This window comes from Hydrogenophaga aromaticivorans (genome assembly GCF_013387465.1).
Taxonomy (GTDB): Bacteria; Pseudomonadota; Gammaproteobacteria; order Burkholderiales; family Burkholderiaceae_C; genus Hydrogenophaga; species Hydrogenophaga aromaticivorans.
In genome coordinates this window covers 140,388-161,810 of record NZ_VYGV01000012.1, presented here as the reverse complement: position 1 = coordinate 161,810, position 21,423 = coordinate 140,388, and the positions used below count along the sequence as shown (strand labels likewise).

Annotated in this window: 17 protein-coding genes; 11 read left to right on the top strand and 6 right to left on the bottom strand. The window is 65.3% G+C overall.

Annotated elements, in window-relative coordinates:
* The first annotated feature begins 5 nt into the window (after positions 1-5).
* The 4 genes from uraD to F3K02_RS14120 all read left to right on the top strand — a co-directional run bounded on the left by uraD (position 6) and on the right by F3K02_RS14120 (position 6,331).
* Positions 6-1,790, top strand: a complete 1,785-nt coding sequence (gene uraD, locus F3K02_RS14135; RefSeq protein WP_177136254.1) for a 2-oxo-4-hydroxy-4-carboxy-5-ureidoimidazoline decarboxylase — start codon at positions 6-8, stop codon at positions 1,788-1,790.
* Between the two features lie 7 nt (positions 1,791-1,797).
* Complete coding sequence (locus tag F3K02_RS14130) at positions 1,798-3,051, top strand: M20 family metallopeptidase (protein ID WP_177136253.1); 1,254 nt, start codon at positions 1,798-1,800, stop codon at positions 3,049-3,051.
* Between the two features lie 91 nt (positions 3,052-3,142).
* The gene (locus F3K02_RS14125) at positions 3,143-5,440 is read left to right on the top strand and encodes an NADP-dependent malic enzyme (protein WP_177136252.1); all 2,298 of its coding nucleotides are present in this window, start codon (positions 3,143-3,145) and stop codon (positions 5,438-5,440) included.
* 18 nt (positions 5,441-5,458) lie between these two features.
* Positions 5,459-6,331: a hypothetical protein gene (locus F3K02_RS14120; RefSeq protein WP_177136251.1), complete on the top strand. Its 873-nt coding sequence runs from the start codon at positions 5,459-5,461 to the stop codon at positions 6,329-6,331.
* 1 nt (position 6,332) lies between these two features.
* Here F3K02_RS14120 and F3K02_RS14115 read toward each other — a convergent pair whose 3' ends face one another.
* Positions 6,333-7,601 (bottom strand): glycosyltransferase family 2 protein, encoded by a 1,269-nt coding sequence (locus tag F3K02_RS14115; RefSeq protein WP_177136250.1) that lies wholly within the window; start codon positions 7,599-7,601, stop codon positions 6,333-6,335.
* A 60-nt stretch (positions 7,602-7,661) separates the two neighbouring features.
* Positions 7,662-8,567 (bottom strand): hypothetical protein, encoded by a 906-nt coding sequence (locus F3K02_RS14110; protein WP_246309477.1) that lies wholly within the window; start codon positions 8,565-8,567, stop codon positions 7,662-7,664.
* Between the two features lie 412 nt (positions 8,568-8,979).
* Here F3K02_RS14110 and F3K02_RS14105 point away from each other — a divergent pair, with 412 nt between their 5' ends.
* The 7 genes from F3K02_RS14105 to F3K02_RS14075 all read left to right on the top strand — a co-directional run bounded on the left by F3K02_RS14105 (position 8,980) and on the right by F3K02_RS14075 (position 16,924).
* Positions 8,980-10,461 carry a nucleobase:cation symporter-2 family protein gene (locus F3K02_RS14105; protein ID WP_177136249.1) on the top strand — a complete coding sequence of 494 codons (1,482 nt, stop codon included), beginning with the start codon at positions 8,980-8,982 and terminating at the stop codon, positions 10,459-10,461.
* 239 nt (positions 10,462-10,700) lie between these two features.
* On the top strand, positions 10,701-11,732 hold the full coding sequence (locus F3K02_RS14100; protein WP_177136248.1) for an ABC transporter substrate-binding protein: 1,032 nt from the start codon (positions 10,701-10,703) through the stop codon (positions 11,730-11,732).
* Between the two features lie 68 nt (positions 11,733-11,800).
* Positions 11,801-12,616, top strand: a complete 816-nt coding sequence (locus tag F3K02_RS14095) for an ABC transporter ATP-binding protein (RefSeq protein ID WP_177136247.1) — start codon at positions 11,801-11,803, stop codon at positions 12,614-12,616.
* 146 nt (positions 12,617-12,762) lie between these two features.
* A complete protein-coding gene (locus F3K02_RS14090; protein WP_177136246.1) occupies positions 12,763-13,524 on the top strand; it encodes an ABC transporter permease in 762 nt (253 codons plus the stop codon).
* A gap of 117 nt (positions 13,525-13,641) precedes the next feature.
* Positions 13,642-14,115: a nucleoside deaminase gene (locus F3K02_RS14085; protein WP_177136245.1), complete on the top strand. Its 474-nt coding sequence runs from the start codon at positions 13,642-13,644 to the stop codon at positions 14,113-14,115.
* Between the two features lie 177 nt (positions 14,116-14,292).
* Positions 14,293-15,123: an urease accessory protein UreD gene (locus F3K02_RS14080; RefSeq protein ID WP_177136244.1), complete on the top strand. Its 831-nt coding sequence runs from the start codon at positions 14,293-14,295 to the stop codon at positions 15,121-15,123.
* A gap of 109 nt (positions 15,124-15,232) precedes the next feature.
* Positions 15,233-16,924 carry a response regulator gene (locus F3K02_RS14075; protein WP_177136243.1) on the top strand — a complete coding sequence of 564 codons (1,692 nt, stop codon included), beginning with the start codon at positions 15,233-15,235 and terminating at the stop codon, positions 16,922-16,924.
* 131 nt (positions 16,925-17,055) lie between these two features.
* Here F3K02_RS14075 and urtE read toward each other — a convergent pair whose 3' ends face one another.
* From urtE to urtB, 4 genes are read right to left on the bottom strand one after another with little or no spacing between them, the layout of a single operon-like run.
* Positions 17,056-17,754: an urea ABC transporter ATP-binding subunit UrtE gene (urtE, locus tag F3K02_RS14070; RefSeq protein ID WP_425485599.1), complete on the bottom strand. Its 699-nt coding sequence runs from the start codon at positions 17,752-17,754 to the stop codon at positions 17,056-17,058.
* Between the two features lie 19 nt (positions 17,755-17,773).
* Positions 17,774-18,649, bottom strand: a complete 876-nt coding sequence (urtD, locus tag F3K02_RS14065) for an urea ABC transporter ATP-binding protein UrtD (RefSeq protein ID WP_177136242.1) — start codon at positions 18,647-18,649, stop codon at positions 17,774-17,776.
* On the bottom strand, positions 18,646-19,767 hold the full coding sequence (urtC, locus tag F3K02_RS14060) for an urea ABC transporter permease subunit UrtC (RefSeq protein ID WP_177136395.1): 1,122 nt from the start codon (positions 19,765-19,767) through the stop codon (positions 18,646-18,648). Before urtC ends, urtD begins: the two co-directional genes overlap by 4 nt.
* Before the next feature lie 5 nt (positions 19,768-19,772).
* Positions 19,773-21,398, bottom strand: a complete 1,626-nt coding sequence (gene urtB / locus F3K02_RS14055) for an urea ABC transporter permease subunit UrtB (protein WP_177136241.1) — start codon at positions 21,396-21,398, stop codon at positions 19,773-19,775.
* Positions 21,399-21,423 lie beyond the last annotated feature (25 nt).

Sequence of the window (21,423 nt, the reverse complement as noted above, 5' to 3'; positions counted from 1 at the left end):
CCGCCATGCCCATCTCCCTGGACCAACTCAACGCCGCGCCGCTGGCCGAAGCCGCGACGATGCTCGATGGCCTCTACGAACACTCGCCCTGGATCGCCGAGGCCGCGCTGCAACAGCGCCCGTTCGCCTCGCTGGCTGCACTGAAACACGCCATGGTGCGCGTGCTGGATGAGGCCGGCGTGGAACCACAGCTCGCCCTGATCCGCGCCCACCCCGAGCTCGCGGGCAAGGCGATGGTCAGCAAAACCCTGACAGCCGAGTCCACCAACGAGCAGTCGAAAGCGGGCCTGACGCACTGCACACCCGAGGAGTTCGCACACATCCAGCGGCTCAACGCCGACTACAACGCGAAGCACGGTTTCCCGTTCATCCTTGCGGTGCGCGGCCCGCGCGGCACCGGCCTCAGCAAGGCGGAGATCATCGCCACCTTCGAGCGCCGCCTGCACAACCCGGTGGACTTCGAGCGCGCCGAATGCCTGCGCAACATCCACCGCATTGCCGAGATCCGGCTGAACGACAAGTTCGGCTTCGAGCCGAACTTGGGCAACGCGGTCTGGGACTGGCATGAAGACCTGGCACGCCACACCGACCCGGGCTACGCCGAACTCGGCCAGCTCACCGTGACCTACCTGACGGATGCACACCGGGCTTGTGCGGCGCAGCTGCAGCAGCAGATGCTGGCGCTGGGCTTTGACGAAGCGCACATCGACGCGGTGGGCAATGTGGTGGGCCGTTACCACGGCACCTCGCCCGATGCGCCCAGCTTGCTCACCGGCAGCCACTACGACACCGTGCGCAACGGCGGCCAATACGACGGCCGCCTCGGCATCTTCGTCCCCATGGCCTGCGTGCAGCAGTTGAAGCAGGCGGGCAAGCGCCTGCCGTTCGCCATCGAGGTGGTGGGCTTTGCCGAAGAAGAAGGCCAGCGCTACAAAGCCACCTTCCTCGGTTCGGGCGCGCTCACCGGCCACTTCAACCCCGCCTGGCTCGACCAGCAGGATGCCGACGGCATCACCATGCGCGCAGCCATGCAACACGCCGGCCTGCCCGCCACGCTGGACGCCATCGCTGCGCTGCAGCGCGACCCGGCCAACTACCTGGGCTTCGTCGAGGTGCACATCGAGCAGGGTCCGGTGCTGTGCGAACTCGACCTGCCGCTGGGCATCGTCACCTCCATCAACGCCAGCGTGCGTTACCTCGGTGAGGTGATCGGCATGGCCAGCCACGCCGGCACCACGCCCATGGACCGCCGCCGCGACGCCGCCTGCGCCGTGGCCGAGCTGGCGCTCTACGCCGAACAGCGCGCCGCGGTCGACGGCGACTCGGTCGCCACCATCGGCATGCTGCAGGTGCCCAACGGCTCCATCAACGTGGTGCCGGGCCGCTGCAGCTTCAGCCTCGACCTGCGCGCGCCGAGTGATGCCCAGCGCGATGCGCTGGAGAAGGACGTCCTGGCGCAGCTGCAGACCATCTGCGCGCGCCGCAGCGTGCGCCACACCCTGGAAGAAACCATGCGTGCCGCCGCCGCGCCCAGCGCCCCCGCCTGGCAGGCGCGCTGGGAAGCGGCCGTGAACGCGCTCGGCGTGCCGCTGCACCGCCTGCCCAGCGGCGCCGGTCACGACGCCATGAAGCTGCATGAAGTGATGCCGCAAGCCATGCTGTTCGTGCGCGGTCTCAACAGCGGCATCAGCCACAACCCGCTCGAATCCACCACCAGCGACGACATGGACCTGTGCGTGCGCGCCTTCGCGCACCTGATCGAACAACTCGAAGCCGAACACCCCAACTGAACACCCCATGACCACTCCGCAACAACAACTCGACGCCTGGATCGACGCCCACTTCGACGAAGAAGTGGCATTCCTGCAGGAGCTCGTGCGCGTGCCCACCGACACACCGCCGGGCAACAACGCACCGCACGCCGAGCACACGGCCGAGCTGCTGGCCGCCATGGGCCTGACCGCCGAAAAACACGCCGTGCCCGAAGCCGAGGTGAAGGCCGCCGGCCTGGAGACCATCACCAACCTGATCGTGCGCCGCCGCTTCGGAGAGGGTGGCCAGACCATCGCGCTCAACGCGCATGGCGACGTGGTGCCGCCGGGTGAAGGCTGGACCCACGACCCCTATGGCGGCGAGATCGTGGACGGCAAGATCTACGGCCGCGCCGCAGCGGTGAGCAAGTGCGACATCGCGAACTTCACCTTTGCCATCCGCGCGCTCGAATCGCTCGGCGCCCCACTCAAAGGCGGTGTCGAACTGCACGTGACCTACGACGAGGAATACGGCGGCGAAGTCGGCCCGGACTGGCTGCTGAAGAAGGGCCTGACGAAACCCGACCTGATGATCGCCGCCGGCTTTAGCTACCAGGTGGTGGTGGCGCACAACGGCTGCCTGCAACTGGAAGTGACGGTGCACGGCGACATGGCACACGCCGCCATCCCCGACAGCGGCACCGACGCGCTGCAGGGCGCGGTGCACATCCTCAACGCGCTCTACGCACTCAACGCCGACTACCTGAAGATCACGTCCAGCGTCGAAGGCATCACCCACCCCTACCTCAACGTGGGCCAGATCAGCGGCGGCACCAACACCAACGTGATCCCCGGCAAGGTGGTGCTGAAGGTGGACCGCCGCATGATCCCCGAGGAGGACCCGGCCGAGGTCGAAGCGGCCCTGCGCCGCACCATCGCCGAGGCCGCCGCCAGCTTCAACCCGCCGCGCGGTGGCCGGGCGATCAGCGTGGACGTCAAGCGCATCCTGCTGGCGCGCGCGCTCAAACCCCTGCCCGGCAACCAGCCCCTGGTCGAAGCGATCCAGAAACACGGTCAGGCCGTCTTCGGCGAGCCCATTCCGGCCGTCGGCACACCGCTCTACACCGACGTGCGCATCTACGGCGAACACGGCATCCCGGGCGTGATCTACGGCGCCGGCCCGCGCACGGTGCGCGAGTCGAATGCCAAACGCGCCGACGAGAACCTGGTGCTGGAAGACCTGCGGCGCGCCACCAAAGTGGTTGCCCGCACCCTGCTGGATGTGTTGCAGGCCGCCTGAGCCACCTGTGGAATGTCCCAGCAGATGGCTGGCCAACTGCGTGCCACAATGACCGCCCGTCCACGCCGGGCGGCCCGATTCTGGAGACAACATGACCCCCGCTGAACAAGCCCTGCGCGACGCCGCGTTCGAATACCACCGCTCGCCCGGCAAGGGCAAGATTTCCGTCACGCCGACCAAACCACTGTCCAACCAGCGCGACCTGTCGCTGGCGTATTCGCCCGGTGTGGCCTACCCCTGCCTGGCCATCGAGGCCGACCCGTCCCTGGCTTCCGAGTACACCGCGCGCGGCAACCTGGTCGGCGTCATCACCAACGGCACCGCCGTGCTGGGCCTGGGCGACATCGGCCCGCTGGCGAGCAAGCCGGTGATGGAAGGCAAGGGCTGCCTGTTCAAGAAATTCGCCGGCATCGACGTGTTCGACATCGAGCTGGCCGAGCGCGACCCGGACAAGCTGGTCGACATCATCGCGGCGCTGGAGCCCACGCTGGGCGGTGTGAACCTCGAAGACATCAAGGCACCCGAGTGCTTCTACATCGAGAAGAAGCTGCGCGAGCGCATGAAGATCCCGGTCTTCCACGACGACCAGCACGGCACCGCCATCATCTCCAGCTCGGCGCTGATCAACGGTCTTGAACTGGTTGGCAAGGACATCGGCCAGGTGAAGATGGCGGTGTCCGGCGCCGGCGCCGCGGCCATCGCCTGCCTCGACCTGATGGTCAACCTCGGTGTGAACATCGAGAACATCCTGGTCTGCGATTCCAAAGGCGTGATCCACACCGAGCGCGCCGACGCGCTGGCCGGCAAACTCGACGAGTCCAAACAGCGCTACTGCCGCAACACCAACGCCCGCACCCTGGCCGACGCCATGAACGGCGCCGACGTGTTCCTCGGCTGCTCCGCCGCGGGTGTGGTGGACGCCGACATGGTGAAAAGCATGGGCACGCAGCCCATCATCCTGGCGCTGGCCAATCCGGAGCCCGAGATCCGGCCCGAGATCGCCAAGGCCGCGCGGCCCGACTGCATCATCGCCACCGGCCGTTCGGACTACCCCAACCAGGTCAACAACGTCCTGTGCTTCCCGTACATCTTCCGCGGCGCGCTGGACTGTGGCGCGACCAAGATCACGGAAGAGATGAAGATGGCCTGCGTGCGCCAGATCGCGGACCTGACCAAGAGCGAGATCAGCGACGAAGTGGCCGCCGCCTACGCCGGCCAGGAGCTGGTGTTCGGCCCCGACTACATCATCCCCAAGGCCTTTGACACGCGTCTGATCCTCAAGATCGCGCCCGCCGTGGCGCAAGCCGCGGCCGACTCCGGCGTGGCCACGCGCCCCATCACCGACATGGAGGCCTACAAGGAGAGCCTGGGTCGTTTCGTCTACCAGACCGGCATCCTGATGCGGCCCATTTTCAACGCCGCCAAGGCGTTGCCGGCAGCCAAAAAGCGCGTGGCCTTCGCTGACGGTGAAGACGAGCGCGCGCTGCGCGCCGCCCAGATGGCGATCGATGATCAATTGGCGGTACCAATCCTGATCGGCCGGCCCGCCGTGATCGCCGCGCGCATCGCCAAAGCCGGCCTGCGCATGCGCCTGGGCGTGGACGTGCAGAACACCAACCCCGAAGACGACCCGCGCTTCCGCCAGTACTGGGAGCACTACCACAAGCTCATGGCGCGCAACGGCGCCACGCCCGAGGTGGCCAAGGCCGCCGTTCGCCGATCCAACACCATCATCGGCTCGCTGATGGTGTCGCTGGGCGATGCGGATGCCCTCATCTGCGGCCTGGTGGGCAGCTACAACACCCACCTGGAGCGCATCGACGCGATCCTGGGCAAGCAACCCGGCGTGAGCAACTACGCCGCCGTCAACGCCCTCATGACCGAGCGCGGCCCGATCTTCATCTCCGACACCTACGTCAACGAAGACCCGAGCGCCGAACAGCTGGCCGAGATCGCCTGGATGGCCGCGCAGCAGGTGCAGCGCTTCGGCATCCCGCCCAAGGTCGCCTTCCTCTCACATTCGAGCTTCGGCTCCAGCAAGCGGGCTTCGGCCAAGAAGATGCGCGCCGCGCGCGACCTCTTCGTGGCGCAGCACCCCGGGATCGAATGCGATGGTGAACTGCACGGCGACGCCGCACTGCAGGAAGAAATCCGCCGCAGCTACGACGCGCAGACCACGCTCACCGGTTCGGCCAACCTGCTGATCTGCCCCAACCTGGATTCGGCCAACATCCTCTACAACGTGCTCAAGACCACCACCAGCGGCGGCGTGACCGTGGGCCCGGTGCTCATGGGCGCGGCAGCCACGGCCTACATCCTCACACCCGCCGCCACCGTGCGCCGCGTGCTCAACATGACGGCCCTGGCCGCCGCGAGCCACAAGGCCTGACAGCAACCGAAACCGCGCATGAAAAAGCCGCTCATCGTCAGGCACAAGGGCCGTGCCGGCAATCGGCTTTTCCAGTATTTCTTTTGTGCGGAACTGGCCAGGCGCTCCGGAAATCACTACGTCGCAGACGTCTACATTCCGGACCTGGGCATCGAAAGCGACACCAAGGCTGCCGAGCACGGCAACCTCTTCGGCATCGAAGGCATGCACGACTTCGACATCGCCAGCCTTGCCGCAACGCTGCGCGATGGCGGATACACGGGAGCGACGTTTCGTGGCTTTGCCATGCGTCTCGAATACTACGACCGCGCCTTCTGCAAGCACCTACTCAACATGAAGGCGGGTGCCGGCACGGGATTCGGACCGGAGTTCCTGGTCATCAACATCCGCGCCGGTGACATCTTCAACGGGCCTCACCCCGACCTGGTTTCCCTGGGCTATGGTGGCCTCTATGGTGCCGACCACATGTACAAAGGCGTGCACCCGGACTACCGGCCGCTGCCGCTTTCCTACTATGAAAAGCTGATCAAGGAAACGGGGCTGAAGCCTGTGTTTGTCGGTGAAACCGGCAGCCACAAGGCTTATGAGGAAGCCCTGCACCGTCGATTCCCCAACGCGGTGTTCACCGGCACGAGGACCCCGAAAGAGGACTTCCTCACGCTCATGGGGTCGTCGCACATCGCCTTGGCCATCAGCTCTTTTTCCTGGCTGGGTGCCTGGCTTTCAGATGCACGCACCATTCACATTCCGGTGGCGGGCATGTTCGACCCGCACCAACGGCCGGACGTCAACCTCCTGCCTCCGCCATCCGACACCCGATACGTCAGACACCCGATGCCCCGGCTTCAATGGCAGGGGTCTCCGGAGCAGATCGCGGAGCTCTTCGCCTGATCTAGCCGACCGGCAGGTCTCGCTCAAGGGGCTCGGTCATGACGCCTTCTTCGGTCACACCGACAATGTCAAGTGTGTCGACGACCACCTCGGGATCGAGTGGAACGAAGGCTTGGAATCCCGAGCCTTCGGGCGCCTGGGGACTCAGGTATCGCTGCGGTCCTTTGAGCTCCGGATCTGGTTTGTGCGCTTCGAGCAATGGCGCAGGCTCGAATCGCTGAACGGCATGGATCTGCCCATTGATGACCGCCACCAGCTTCCCGATCTGCTGGCCCCGCCACGCATGGCACCAGCCCCGGATCAGCACGCCCTGCCTGGAGCGCTCGACAACGCCCACGCGCCCACTCAAAGGGAGGCGGTGGTGGCCAGATACCCCGGCTGGCGGGGCTGACCATCCTGCCTTGGCCAACGCCGCCTCAATGCGATCGATCTCGGCGTGCAACCGCTCCAGATAAGCTGGTTCGGGAAGTGTCTGGACCTCATCGTTTTCATGCCAGAGAAAATAGCTCTGGTTCAGGATGCGGGGGACAAATGCCCGGCCCTTGCCCCGCTTGCGTTGATCGAACTCCTGGTAAGACTTGACCACATAGTGGTTGATGCGGAACCCTTCCCAGCAAACGCGCTCACTTCGGATGTAGCGCTTTTCCGGAATATCGGCATAGTCCGGGTGGGTTTGTCTGGGGCCACCATCCGCGTGAAGGTGGCGGCATCCCGGCTTGAGAAGCACATTGTGGGAACAGGTGAACTCCGCAAATTCGCTCGGACGCAAAACCGATTTGATGGGCACGTTGGCGAAGTGGTCCTGCTGCGCATGCCAGGTAAATCGTTCAACGACCAGTTCCGGCTTCTGGTGCAGCTGTCCGCTTGACCCATAGGCAGCCCAATTGAGCACCAGCGCGCCCATGTCGGGGTGTCGCTGGGCCAAACCCTGCACAAAGGCGGGCAACGAACGCTCTTCACCCATGGGCCAGATGAATTCGTCGGCGTCGATGAAAGCCAGCCAGTCCACCTCATGGCCGTGTTCGCGCAGCAGCATCCTGTAGGCCGACAACTGAGGCCCGGCGCCGACCGGGTTGGGAAAGTGGTGACAGGTCAGGAAACCGCAGGCAGCCAACGATTGCAGCAGCTCGGCGGTCCCGTCATCGCTGTCGTTGTCGGCGATGTAAAAGCGATCGACGCCCAGCAGGCGATGATGGGCAAGCCATTCGACGACATAGGGCCTCTCGTTTTTGAAGATGGCAGCAACGCCGACAGTGGGAAGCCTGTTCATGGGTTCGGGTTGGCAAGGTCTCACCGGTTGGGTCTCTTGATGAATAAGTGACTCATGTGTTCAGGACGGGACCTGACCTGGACGGGTCAGTGGCACCTCCTCCGGCACCAGATGCGGATGGCGGTGCAGCTGGAAATGAACGTTGTGATACAGCGCTGCAAGCCGTGAAAACAGCGCCTGTTCCTGAATCAACTCCAGGGTAAAGCTGTTCGATGCATCCGCCTGGTCAACTCGGGACCGCATGTGGCAGACCACTTCCCTCCGGAACTCCGTCGTGCAATGGAGCAAAGGATCTCTGCCAGCGTCGTGAAAAGGGACCACCCTGAGCGCGGGATGCAAGGACAGAAATGTGGAGAAAAGCCGCTCCGTGATGAAGGGAAGAAAGGGCGCCTCGACCGTGTGGGGAGCCGCATCAAACACGGCCCTGGCTTCGGGATCATCCGGGTTGGTTTCGAGAAAATGCGCGATCGGGTCCAGCACACCCCCCACATACGCCTGCCAGAACGCGGGCGTGCCGACCCAGAAGTTGCCGTAACACAGGTTGGCGTGGTTGTGCCGAGGTGTTGAAGACAGATTCCAATCGATGCCCGTGGCCGTGAGAAGCGCTTGTGCCCGCTGCAACAAGCCCGGATGCGCCGACTCTCCTTGCATCCAGACGTTGTAGGAATAGTAGGGGAGGGTCGGGAATACGTTGATGAAGCACACGTCTGCTTCGGCTTGCGATTGCGCAAAGGCCAGGAATTGCTGTCCTGTGATGTTCGATTTGAGCTGGAACTTGGGCGAAAAGATGCCGGTCATGTCCGCGTTCAAATGATCGCCGCGGCGGAAAAAGTCCACGAAGATGCGGAACTCACGCCAGGACGCATACCGGTTGTCAGGCAGCGACAACGGAAGAAACGCCGCGTCTTTCAGGGCTTGACCGGTTCGCCAAAGGGGCTCGTGAATGTCAACCTTGAACCGTTGCATGGGAGCGCTGTCGTTCCTGGACGATAGGGACACGAAAAACCCAGATGGATCAAACCGGGGCAATGGACACTGGATTGCCAGCGCACAAACCGCCTGTTGAACCAGCGCCGAAATCGCCCTTAGGATTTCGTGGGTTATGGCTGACTAACTGCCAGTATATGGGCGACAACCCGGCAGGACACTACGAAACGCCGCCACCAGCGGCGGTGTCACCGGGTCCGGTGATCGTGGACGCTTCGGCGTCCATTTTTTTCATCTCGTCACCAGCGGCACGGTGTTTGCAAGGGTTTTCCCGGTGCAATCCCCATTCGAATGTACACATAATTTGTATACAGTTTTGCATGCGATGTAGTCGAAAAAACGACCATGAACATCGCAGAAATCCCCCAGCCCCATCGCCCAGGAGCCGCCCATGACCCCCTCTGTTCACCCGGTTGACGAACGACTGCCCGCCGGCAAACTCACCGCCCTCGGCCTGCAGCATGTGCTGGTGATGTACGCCGGTGCGGTGGCCGTGCCGCTGATCGTGGGCCGCGCGCTCAAGCTCAGCCCGGAGCAGGTGGCGATGCTGATCTCGGCCGACCTGTTCTGCTGCGGCCTGGTCACGCTGATCCAGTCGCTGGGGGCCACGCAGTGGTTCGGTATCAAGCTGCCGGTGATGATGGGTGTGACTTTCGCTTCGGTCGCCCCGATGGTGGCCATGGCCAACAGCAACCCGGGCACGCAGGGCGCGGGTCTCATCTTCGGCTCCATCATCGGCGCGGGGGTGGTCTCGATCCTGATCGCGCCCATCGTCAGCCGCATGCTGCGCTTCTTCCCGCCCGTGGTCACCGGCACCATCATTGCGGTGATCGGCATCAGCCTCATGCGCGTCGGCATCAACTGGATCTTCGGCAACCCCTTCGGCCCCACGGCGCCGAGCATTCCCAGCCCTGAACACCTGGCCTGGCTGGAGAGTGTGAAGCAGGCGTCCACCACCGGCGCCGTGCCCGCGATGCCGCAAGGCCTGGCCATCGTGGGCAGCGTGCCCAACCCGAAATACGCGCAGCTCTCGCACATCGGCATCGCAGCCATCGTGCTCGCGGCCATCCTGCTGATCGCCAGATTCGCCAAGGGCTTCGTCGCCAACATTTCGGTGTTGCTCGGCATCGTCGTCGGCGGCGTGATCGCCACCGCCGCCGGTCTCATGACATTCGAGAAAGTGGCCAAGGCGAACTGGTTCGACATCGTGCTGCCGTTCGAAATCGCCGCGCCGGTGTTCGACCCCATCCTGATCCTGACCATGAGCCTGGTGATGATCGTCGTGATGATCGAGTCCACCGGCATGTTCCTCGCGCTGGGTGACCTGACCGGCAAGAAGATCGACCAGAAGATGCTGACCGCCGGCCTGCGCACCGACGGCCTGGGCACGCTCATCGGCGGCATCTTCAACACCTTCCCCTACACCAGCTTCTCGCAGAACGTCGGCCTGGTCGGCGTGACCGGCGTGAAAAGCCGCTTCGTCTGCGTGGCCGGCGGCGTGATCCTGATCGTGCTCGGCCTGCTGCCCAAGATGGCGGCGCTGGTGGAGTCGCTGCCGACCTTCGTGCTGGGTGGCGCGGGTCTGGTGATGTTCGGCATGGTCGCCGCCACCGGCATCCGCATCCTCGCGGGCGTGGACTACAAGAGCAACCGCAACAACCTCTTCATCGTCGCCCTCTCCATTGGCGTCGGCATGATCCCGTTGATTGCCCCCAACTTCAAGCAGTGGATGCCGCATGCGATCCACCCGCTGATCGAGTCCGGCATCCTGCTGGCCTCGATCTCGGCGGTGGCGCTGAACCTGTATTTCAACGGCGGTCGGGGCGACGCCTCGGCGGCGATCGAAGCGGCGAAACACGCCGACGCACATTGAGCAAGGCCCTACGGGGCCTTTTTTTGTGCGCAGTCACTTCTTGTTTTGGTGCAGACGAGCGGGCGAATGCACCATTTCAGGGTTAGTCAGGATGACGCCGGGCGTCGCGCGGCCAAAAATCTGTATACACATTTTGTGTGCGCCTGATCGCCCCAACCGCTGCTGGCATCGTTTTTGCTGATTGGCTGGAGCGCACGGGCTGCCTGCCCGTGCCCCCACCGCATTCCAACGGAGAAAACATGAACAAGCGCCACTTCATCCAGACCGCCGCCACCCTCGCCACCTGGGCCGCTTTCGGCTCGGCCCAGGCCCAGACCGCCCTCAAGTTCCAGCTCGACTGGCGCTTCGAAGGCCCGGCCGCGCTGTTCCTGCAACCCGCCGCCAAAGGCTATTTCAAGGCCGCCGGCCTGGACGTGACCATCGACTCGGGCAACGGCTCGGGTGGCACCGTCACCCGCGTGGCCTCGGGCACCTACGACATGGGCTTCGCCGACATGGCCGCGCTGATGGAGTTCCACGCCAACAACCCGGATGCGCCCAACAAGCCGGTGGCCGTGATGATGGTCTACAACAACACGCCCGCCGCCGTGCTGGCGCTCAAGAAGAGCGGCATCACCAAACCCGCCGACCTGAACGGCAAGAAGCTCGGTGCCCCGGTGTTCGACGCGGGCCGCAAGGGCTTCCCGATCTTCCAGAAGGCCAACGCCGTGAGCAACGTGGCCTGGACCTCGATGGACCCGCCGCTGCGCGAAACCATGCTGGTGCGTGGTGACATCGACGCCATCACCGGCTTTTCGTTCACCTCGCTGCTCAACCTCGAAGCGCGCGGCGTGAAGGCCGAAGACGTGGTGATCCTGCCCTACGCCGACTACGGCGTGAAGCTCTACGGCAACGCCATCATCGCCAGCCCCAAGCTGATCAAGGAAAACCCGGCCGCCATCAAAGCCTTCCTGACCGCGTTCGCCAAAGGCGCCAAGGAAGTCATGGCCAACCCGGCCGGCACCATCGGCACCGTGAAGGAGCGCGACGGCATCATCAACGTGGCGCTGGAAACGCGCCGCCTGCAACTGGCGGTGGACTCGGTGCTGGCCAGCCCCGACGCGCGCAAGGAGGGCTTCGGCCAGGTCAACCCTGGCCGGCTTTCGCTGATGGCCTCGCAGGTGTCGGATGCCTACGGCACCAAGACCCGCGTCGATCCCAAGGCGGTGTGGAACGGCAGCCTGCTGCCCAGCGCCGCCGAACTCAACGTGCTGCCGCCGGCCAAGAAATAAGCTCTCTCCAGACCAGGACCTGGGCCAGACACTCTGCGGAGCGGCTGGCCTTTTTTTCGGAAACCCGCATGTCCAACGCCTCCACCACCGACAAGCCCTTTGTCGATTTCGACCAGGTCTGGCTCGCCTACAACGACGACCTGCTGGCCAAGAACATCTTCGCGGTTGAAGACATCAACCTCAAGGTGAAGAAGGGCGAGTTCATCGCCATCGTCGGCCCTTCGGGCTGCGGCAAGTCCACCTTCATGAAGCTCACCACCGGGCTGAAGATGCCCAGCATGGGCAAGATCCTGATCGACGGCCAGCAGGTCACCGGTCCGCTCAAGATATCGGGCATGGCTTTTCAGGCGCCGTCGCTGCTGCCCTGGCGCACCACGCTCGACAACGTGCTGCTGCCGCTGGAGATCGTCGAGCCTTTCCGCAGCCAGTTCAAGGACCGGCGCAAGGAATTCGAGGAGCGCGCGAAAAAGCTGCTGGAATCCGTGGGCCTGGGCGGCATGGAGAAGAAGTTTCCCTGGGAGCTCTCGGGCGGCATGCAGCAACGCGCCAGCATCTGCCGCGCCCTGATCCACGAGCCCAAGATGCTGCTGCTCGACGAACCCTTCGGCGCGCTCGACGCCTTCACGCGCGAAGAACTCTGGTGCACCCTGCGCGACCTGTGGGAGGCGCAGCGCTTCAACGTCATCCTGGTCACGCACGACCTGCGCGAAAGTGTGTTCCTGGCCGACACGGTGTACTGCATGAGCAAAAGCCCGGGGCGCTTCGTCGTCAGGCGCGAGATCGACATTCCGCGCACGCGCGATCTGGAGGTGACCTACACGCCGCATTTCACCAACATCGTCCACGAGTTGCGGGGCCACATCGGGGCGATGCGAAAAAATTGAACCACCCCCATCGCTTGCTCGCTGCGCGTAGCCGCTCCGCCCCTCAAGGGGCAACACCTGCGGCCTGGCAAAGCCAGTTCCGCGGTGTTCTTGGCTGAAGGCACCTCGCTCGTTGAATTTTCTCTTTTCGCTCTGGAGTTCTCCCTATGAACAAGAAACAAGTCGAACGCTGGTCGCCCTTTCTGCTGCTGATCGCCATCATCGTGATCTGGGAAGTGATCACCAGCGGCTTCGGCGTCTCGGAATTCATCTTCCCCAGCCCCTCGCGCATCTGGGAGCAGACGCTGGAGCACAAGGTCACCATCCTGGGCCACGCCTGGCGCACCTACTGGGTGACGATGGCGGGCTTTGGCATCGCCATCGTGGTCGGTGTGTTGCTGGGCTTTCTGATCGGCAGCTCGCGCCTGGCCTACGCCGCGGTGTACCCGCTCATGACGGCCTTCAACGCCCTGCCCAAGGCGGCCTTCGTGCCCATCCTCGTGGTCTGGTTCGGCATCGGCGTCGGCCCGGCCATCCTGACCGCCTTCCTGATCAGCTTCTTCCCCATCATGGTCAACATCGCCACCGGCCTGGCCACCCTGGAGCCCGAGCTGGAAGACGTGTTGCGCGTGCTGGGCGCCAAGCGCTGGGACGTGCTGACCAAAGTCGGTCTGCCGCGCTCCATGCCTTATTTCTTCGGCTCGCTCAAGGTCGCGATCACGCTGGCCTTTGTGGGCACCACGGTGTCGGAGATGACAGCATCGAACGAAGGCATCGGCTACCTGCTGATCTCGGCCGGCAGTTCCATGCAGATGGGCCTGGCCTTCAGTGGCCTGCTGGTGGTGGGTGCGATGGCGATGGCGATGTACGAGCTGTTCAGCTTCGTGGAAAAACACACCACGGGCTGGGCACACAGAAGGGCTGAATAGGCTCCCCCCGCGTCGCCTGCGGCGCCACCCCCCAGGGGGCGACACTGGCGGCCCGGCAAAGCCGGTTCCGCGGTGTCCTGTCAAACTGCCCCTCCCTCCGCCGAGTTGGGTCCCTACATGAACCAAGATCAAGTTTTACGTCATCTGCGGCGCGCCAACGAGGTGGCGCTGCGTGCCGCCAGCATGGGTCGCCACCCTTTCGGAGCCTTGCTGGTCGCACCGGACGGCGAGACGGTGCTGGCCGAGCAGGGCAACATCGACACCGTGAACCACGCCGAGTCCACACTCGCGCGCACGGCGGCGGACAATTGGCCAGGGGAATACCTCGCGCGCTGCACGCTGGTGACCACCTTCGAGCCCTGCGCCATGTGCACCGGCACCGCTTACTGGGCCAACATCGGACGCATCGTCTACGGCGCCAGCGAAGAGACCCTGCTCGCGCTCACCGGCAGCCACGAAGAAAACCCCACGCTGTCGCTCCCCTGCCGCGAGGTCATCGCGCGCGGGCAGAAGGCCATCGAGGTGATCGGTCCGGTCGCCGAACTGGAAACCGAGCTGCTGGCGCCGCACCGAGACTTCTGGAAGTCATAGAGTCACAGAGCCCAAGTCATCCCGAGCCTTGACGGTACGGCCCATCACACCAACAAGAAGCGGGGAAGCCCCCCCGGGGCACCGCCGGGCCGGCTTCGCCGGACGGCCAGTGCCGCCCCCTGGGGGGGGTGACGCGAAGCGGCGCGGGGGGCCCCACCGTGAACCTAAACTCACGCTATGCCCTGGCACGCCCAACTCTTGCTCGACTACCGCCTCGACGCCCAGCGCACCGTGCTCCGCCACGAACACAACGGCCCGCTGCGCATCTTCAAGAGCCTCTACCCCGAAGGCGACGCGATCTGCCACAACGTCATCATCCACCCGCCCGGCGGGCTCGTGGGTGGCGATGTGCTGGATGTGCAGGTGCACGTGGGCCGCGGTGCCCACGGCCTCATCAGCACCCCGGGCGCCACGCGCTTCTACGCCTCCGACGGCCTGCCCACCACCCAGCAGGTGAAGCTCGTGCTGGACGCCGGCGCCCGGCTCGAATGGCTGCCGCTGGAAGCCATCGCCTACCCCGGCTGCCAGGCCCACAACAGCCTGAGAGCCACGCTCGCCGAGGGCGCCGAACTGCTGGCCTGGGATGTCACGGCGCTCGGCCTGCCCACCGCCGGCCAGGCGTTTGACCAGGGCCGCTTCAACCAGCGGCTGGAGATCCCCGGCCTCTGGCTGGAGCAGGCCCGCATCGACGCGGCCGACACCCGTCTGCTCGAATCGCCGCTGGGCCTGGGCGGTCAGCGCTGCCTGGGCACCCTGTGGCTGGCCAGCGGCACGCCGTTCAGCCGCGAACGCCGCGAGCAACTGCTCGACGGGGTGCGCGCCGTGCTCGACACCGCACCCGCGGGCGTGCGGGCCGGAGCCACCTGCCCCAACCCGCAACTGCTGGTGGTGCGCGCCGTGGCACCCCTGGTGGAACCCCTGATGGCGACCTTGCAACAGGTCTGGGCCGCCCTGCGTCCGCTCGCCTGGGGCCTGGACGGCACCCCGCCGCGCATCTGGCGGGTCTGAGAAAAACACCCGCATGGTCGGGTAATTCCGGCGATTGCGCGCGCCCGAGGCTGGGCACAATGTACCAAGACCTCGTCCGCACACGCCCATCCACGCCCGCCCTCCGTCCATGCCCGCCCACCACACCGATCTCCACGATGCGCGTGCCCTGGTCATTGATGGCAACCCGCGCTCGCGCTCGATCCTGGTGTCGCAACTCAAGGAGTTCGGCGTCGGCACCATCGTGCAATGCTCCAGGCTGGTGGATGCCCGCACCAAGCTGGAGATGGGCACCTTCGACGTCGTCATCTGCGAACACTATTTCGAGCGCGAGGAGCTGACGGGCCAGGACCTGCTCGACGACCTGCGGCGCAACCAGCTGCTGCCCTTCTTCACCGTGTTCGTGATGGTGACGTCGGAGTCGTCCTACAGCAAGGTCGCCGAGGCGGCCGAGTCGGCGCTCGACGCCTACCTGCTCAAACCCCACACCGCCATGGGCCTGGTCAAACGCATCTACCAGGCGCGCAAGCGCAAGATGGCGCTCAAGGACATCTTCACCGCGATCGAGAATGAAGACTTCGAACTGGCGGGTCAGCTTTGCAAACAGCGGTTCGAATCGCGCAAACCCTTCTGGCTGTATGCCGCGCGCATTGGTGCCGAGCTCATGCTGCGCAGCGGCCACCTGAGCGAGGCCCAGCAACTCTACGAAGCCGTGGTCGAGGCCAAGACCCTGCCCTGGGCCAAGCTCGGCGTGGCGCGCGCGCAGCTCGAAGCCGGCTACCCGCAACGCGCCACCACCACCCTGGAGAGCCTGATCGAGACCGATCCGGGCTACACCGATGCCTACGACGTGATGGGGCGCGCGCAGTTCGAGCTCGGCAATTTCCAGAACGCGCTGGCCACTTTCAAGATGTCCACCAAGCTGACGCCCGCGTCGGTCAACCGCCTGCTCAAGCACGGCATGATGGCCTGGTACGCCGGTGAACGCGAAGAGGGGATCGAGCTGCTCGACAGGGCCACCCGCATCGGCCTGGACTCCAAGCTGTTCGACCCGCAGGCCCTGGTGTTGCTCGCCTTTGCGCGCCTGGACGACAACGACCAGCGGCGCCTGCTGCGCTGCGTCGAACATCTGGAACGCCTGCGCGACCGCAACCCGGACAAGCCCCGGATCCCCCGACTGCTCGACGTCGCACATGCCCTGGTGGCCATCCAGGAATACCAGACCGCCCGCGCACTCGATGAAGTCCGGCGCATGGCCAAGACCATCCTCGAACCCGGGTTCGATTTCGAGTCCGCCAGCAACCTGCTCGCCCTCATGACCCGGCTGGCGAACCGCTCGATCCAGCTCTATGAAGTGGATGCCGCGGTGGACACCATGGGCCTGCGGTTCTGTACCAGCCGCGCGCTCACCGAATTGCTGGCCTGCGCGGCCACCGGGCGGACGGATTTCATCAACCGGATCCGGGCCGCCCACGGGGACATCCTCAAGCTCACCGAAGAAGCCATGTCACTCAGCCTCAAGGGCGACCCGCAAAGCGCGGTGGAACACCTGCTGGCCGACGGCGAGCGCACGCTGAACGCCAAGCTCATCGAGTCGGCCCATCTGGTGCTGCTGCGCTACGAAGGCCGCATCGCGGACCATGTTGAACTCAAGCAGCGGGCCCAGATGCTGCGTGAGCGCTACCGCACGACCGACATCCACGCGGGCCTGGGCGAACAGGCGGCCACGGGCCGGGCGGCGGGCGGCATGTCGCTGCCAGCGGGCTACAAGCCGCCGCCGAAAACCGAAGGTCTGCTGGCGAAAGTCAATGCCACCGGGTAGACATGCCCACCCCCATCGCGGCTCACTGCGTGTAGCCGCTCCGCCCCTCAAGGGGCAACAGCAGCGGCCCGGCGAAGCCGGTTCCACGCTGTTCCCGGTTCAGGCACGCGCTCCGGCTGGACATCGAACCATCAAATGGCAACGAGCTGGCGCACGCCCTTGGCCTGCATCTCGCTGCCAGGACCGCTGGCGATGACTTCGCCGCGCTCCATCACCACGTACTGGTCGGCCAGCTCTTCGGCGAAGTCGTAGTACTGCTCCACCAGCACGATGCCCATGTTGCCGCGGTCGGCCAGCATGCGGATCACCTTGCCGATGTCCTTGATGATGTTGGGCTGGATGCCTTCGGTGGGTTCGTCGAGGATCAGCAGCTTGGGGCCGGCGGCCAGCGCACGCGCGATGGCCAGCTGCTGCTGCTGACCGCCCGAGAGATCGCCGCCTCTTCGACCCAGCATCTGCTTGAGCACCGGGAACAGCTCGAACAGCTCGGCCGGGATCGGCGTGCCGCCGCTCTTGTAGGCCAGACCCATCTGCAGGTTTTCCTGCACTGTGAGGCGGCCAAAGATCTCGCGCCCCTGCGGCACGAAGCCCACGCCCATGCGGGCGCGTTCGTAGGGCGTGGCTTTGTCGATGGCCACGCCGTCGAGCGTGATGCTGCCGCTCTTGATGGGCACCAGGCCCATGAGCGATTTCAGCAGCGTGGTCTTGCCCACGCCGTTGCGGCCGAGAACGACGGTCACCTTGCCGAGTTCGGCGGTGAGGTTGACGTTGCGCAGGATGTGGCTGCCGCCGTAATACTGGTTGACGTCTCTGACTTCGAGCAGGCTCATGGTGTTCTCCGTGTGCGGCTCAACGGCCCAAATAGACTTCGATCACGCGTTCGTCGGCCTGCACCTCGTCGAGCGTGCCCTCGGCCAGCACGGAGCCATCACACAGCACCGTGACCTTCTCCGAAATGGTGCGGATGAAGCTCATGTCGTGCTCCACCACCATCAGCGAATGTTTGCCCTTCAGCGTCAGGAACAGCTGCGCCGTGCGCTCCGTCTCCTCGTCCGTCATGCCGGCCACGGGTTCGTCGAGCAACAAGAGCTTCGGGTCCTGCATCAGCAGCATGCCGATCTCCAGCCACTGCTTCTGCCCGTGGCTCAGGTTGCCCGCCAGACGCGCCGCGCTGTCGGCCAGGTGGATGGTGGTCAGCACCTCGCCGAGGCGGTCCTTCTCTTCGCCCGTCGGGCGGAACACCATGCTGTGGCGCACGCGCTTGTCGGTCGCCAGCGCGAGTTCCAGGTTCTCGTACACGCTGAGCTGCTCGAACACCGTGGGCTTCTGGAACTTGCGGCCGATGCCCAAAGCGGCGATCTCGGGCTCGCGGTAGCGCAGCAGGTCGATCGTGCTGCCGAAAAACACCTGACCGCTGTCGGGCCGGGTCTTGCCGGTGATGATGTCCATCATCGTCGTCTTGCCCGCGCCGTTGGGGCCGATGATGCAGCGCAGCTCGCCGGGCGCGATGTCCAGGCTCAGGCCGTTGATGGCCTTGAAGCCGTCGAAGCTCACGTGCACGTCTTCCAGGTACAGGATGCGGCCGTGCGTGGTGTCCACCTCGCCGGGCGTGTGGATGCGGCCGTAAGCCGCGGCACGACCACCCGATTCGGTCCGGCCCAGCACGCCCGCTGTCTGCAGTTTTTCAAAGCGCTGCGCGCCTTCTTCCATCAGATCGGGCGTCATGCTCTCGCTCCACGGATTTTCTTCACCAGACCCACCACGCCTTGCGGCATCCACAGCGTGACCGCGATGAACAGCGCGCCCAGGAAGTAGAGCCAGAACTCAGGAAAGGTCACGGTGAGCCAGCTCTTGGCGCCGTTGACGATGAAGGCGCCGATGATGGGGCCGACCAGCGTGGCGCGGCCACCCACCGCGGCCCAGACCGCGATCTCGATGCTGGCCGCGGTGCTCATTTCACCCGGGTTGATGATGCCGACCTGCGGCACGTACAGCGCCCCGGCGATGCCGCACATCACGGCCGAGATCGTCCAGATCGTGAGCTTGTAGGGCAGCGGGTTGTAGCCGCAGAACATGACGCGGCTCTCGGCGTCGCGCACGGCCTGCAGCACGCGGCCGAACTTGCTGTTGACCAGCCAGCGCGCCCACAGGAAGAAGCCCAGCAGCGTGAGGCCGGTGAGCACGAACAGCGTCATGCGCATGTTCTGCGTGGCCAGCGGCATGCCGAGAATGCGCTTGAAATCGGTGAAACCGTTGTTGCCGCCCAGGCCGGTCTCGTTGCGGAAGAACAGCAGCAGCGCGGCGAAGGTGAGGGCCTGCGTGATGATGGAAAAGTACACGCCTTTGATGCGCGAGCGGAAGGCGAAGTAGCCGAACACGAAGGCCACCACACCGGGAACAAGCACGATCAGCAGCAGCGTGGCGATGAAGCTGTCGGACAGCGCCCAGTGCCAGGGCAACTCCTTCCAGTCCAGGAAGACCATGAAGTCGGGCAGCTCGCTCTTGTAGTTGCCGTCGGTGCCGATCTGGCGCATGAGGTACATGCCCATCACGTAGCCGCCGAGCGCAAAGAACAGGCCGTGGCCCAGGCTCAGGATGCCGGTGTAGCCCCAGATCAGGTCCATGGCCAGCGCGCAGATCGCGTAACACATGATCTTGCCCAGCAGGCCCACCATGTAGTCGCTCAGGTGGAAGGCGCTGCCTACGGGCACGAACAGGTTGAGCAGCGGCGCCACGGCGCAGACCACCAGCAGGGCCACGACGAAGGCGCTCCAGCCGGTGCGGGTGAGCAGCGGGCCGGCGTGCGGCAGCGTGACGGACGCGGGAACGGGGGGTGTGGTCATGTTGGTCATGCTTCGGCACTCCGGCCCTTCATGGCAAAGATCCCCTGCGGCCGCTTCTGGATGAAGACGATGATGAACACCAGCACCGCGATCTTGGCCAGCACGGCGCCCGCCCAGCCTTCGATGAACTTGTTGAGCAGGCCCAGGCCCAGCGCGGCGTACACCGTGCCGGCGAGCTGGCCCACGCCCCCCAGAACCACCACCATGAACGAGTCCACGATGTAGTTCTGGCCCAAGTCCGGCCCGACGTTGCCGATCTGGCTCAGTGCGCAGCCCGCCAGGCCGGCGATGCCCGAACCGAGCGCGAAGGCGTAGGTGTCGATGCGCGCGGTGTTCACACCCATGCAACTGGCGATGGGCCGGTTCTGCGTCACGCCGCGCACGAACAGGCCGAGCCGCGTGCGGGTGATCAGCAGCGTCACGCCGATCAGCACGGCCGCCGCAAAGCCGATGATGACGATGCGGTTCCAGGGCAGGTTGAGGTTTCCCAGCAGCGTCACGCCACCGCTCATCCAGCTCGGGTTTTCAACCCCCACGTTCTGCGCGCCGAACAGGCTGCGCACACCCTGCATCAGCACCAGCGAAATGCCCCAGGTGGCGAGCAGCGTCTCCAGCGGGCGGCCGTAGAGGAAGCGGATCACGGTGCGCTCCATCGCCGCGCCGACCAGGGCCGAGGCCATGAAGGCGACCGGCAGCGCGGCCAGCAGGTACCAGTCGAACACGCCCGGCAGGTAGTTGCGGAACAGCGCCTGCACACCCCAGGTGGCGTAGGCGCCGATCATGATCAGCTCGCCGTGCGCCATGTTGATCACGCCCATGAGGCCGTAGGTGATGGCCAGGCCGAGCGCGGCCAGCAGCAGGATGCTGCCCAGGCTGATGCCGGTGAAGGCCTGCGCCAGCGCATTGCCGACGGCGAGCGTGCGGTCCAGCGCCGAGAGCGCGGCCTGCAGGGCCCCCTTCACGGCCGGGCTGGTTTCGGTTTCCAGGCGCTGCAGCAACAGGGGGCGCACCTCGGGCTGCAGCGTTTCGCCCAGCTTCTGCGCCGCGGCCAGGCGCTGCGCTTCATCTTCACTCGCCAGCAACACGGCGGCCTGCGCCAGCTCCAGCGTCTGGCGGGCCTTCGGGTCGAGATCGGCGGCCAGCGCGCGTTCGATCAGCGGCAGCTGCGCCACATCGGGTTCGTCAAAACTGCCGCGTTGCAGGCTCAACGCCGCTTCGCGCTGGCGCTCGGGGTCGCCGCCCACCAGCTGCATGCCGGCGAGCGCGGTTTCGAGCGCGCCGCGCATGCGGTTGTTGATGGTCACGTCCTGCGCTTCGTCGGTGAGCGCCACGGATTCACCGGTCACGGCGTCAACCGCCGTTTCATCGCGCACGATCAGCACCTGCGTGCCCTGCACGCGCACGGCCTCGTCGGCCATGGCCTGGATCAGGGTCGCGGCGGCCTTGTCGTCGGTGGCCACAGCAAGGCGGTTCAGGGTGGCGATGCGCTCGTCGCTCTCGCCGGTGGCGAGCACCTGGGCATCGGCGGGGGTGAGCGCATGGGCCAGGCCGCTGGCCGCCAGGCAGCCCACCGCCAGCAGGCGAAGGGCGCTGTGCAGCAATCGGCCAGAAAAATGGGTGCAAGGACGCATGGGTCCGTCTTTCTCGGTTGGCTGC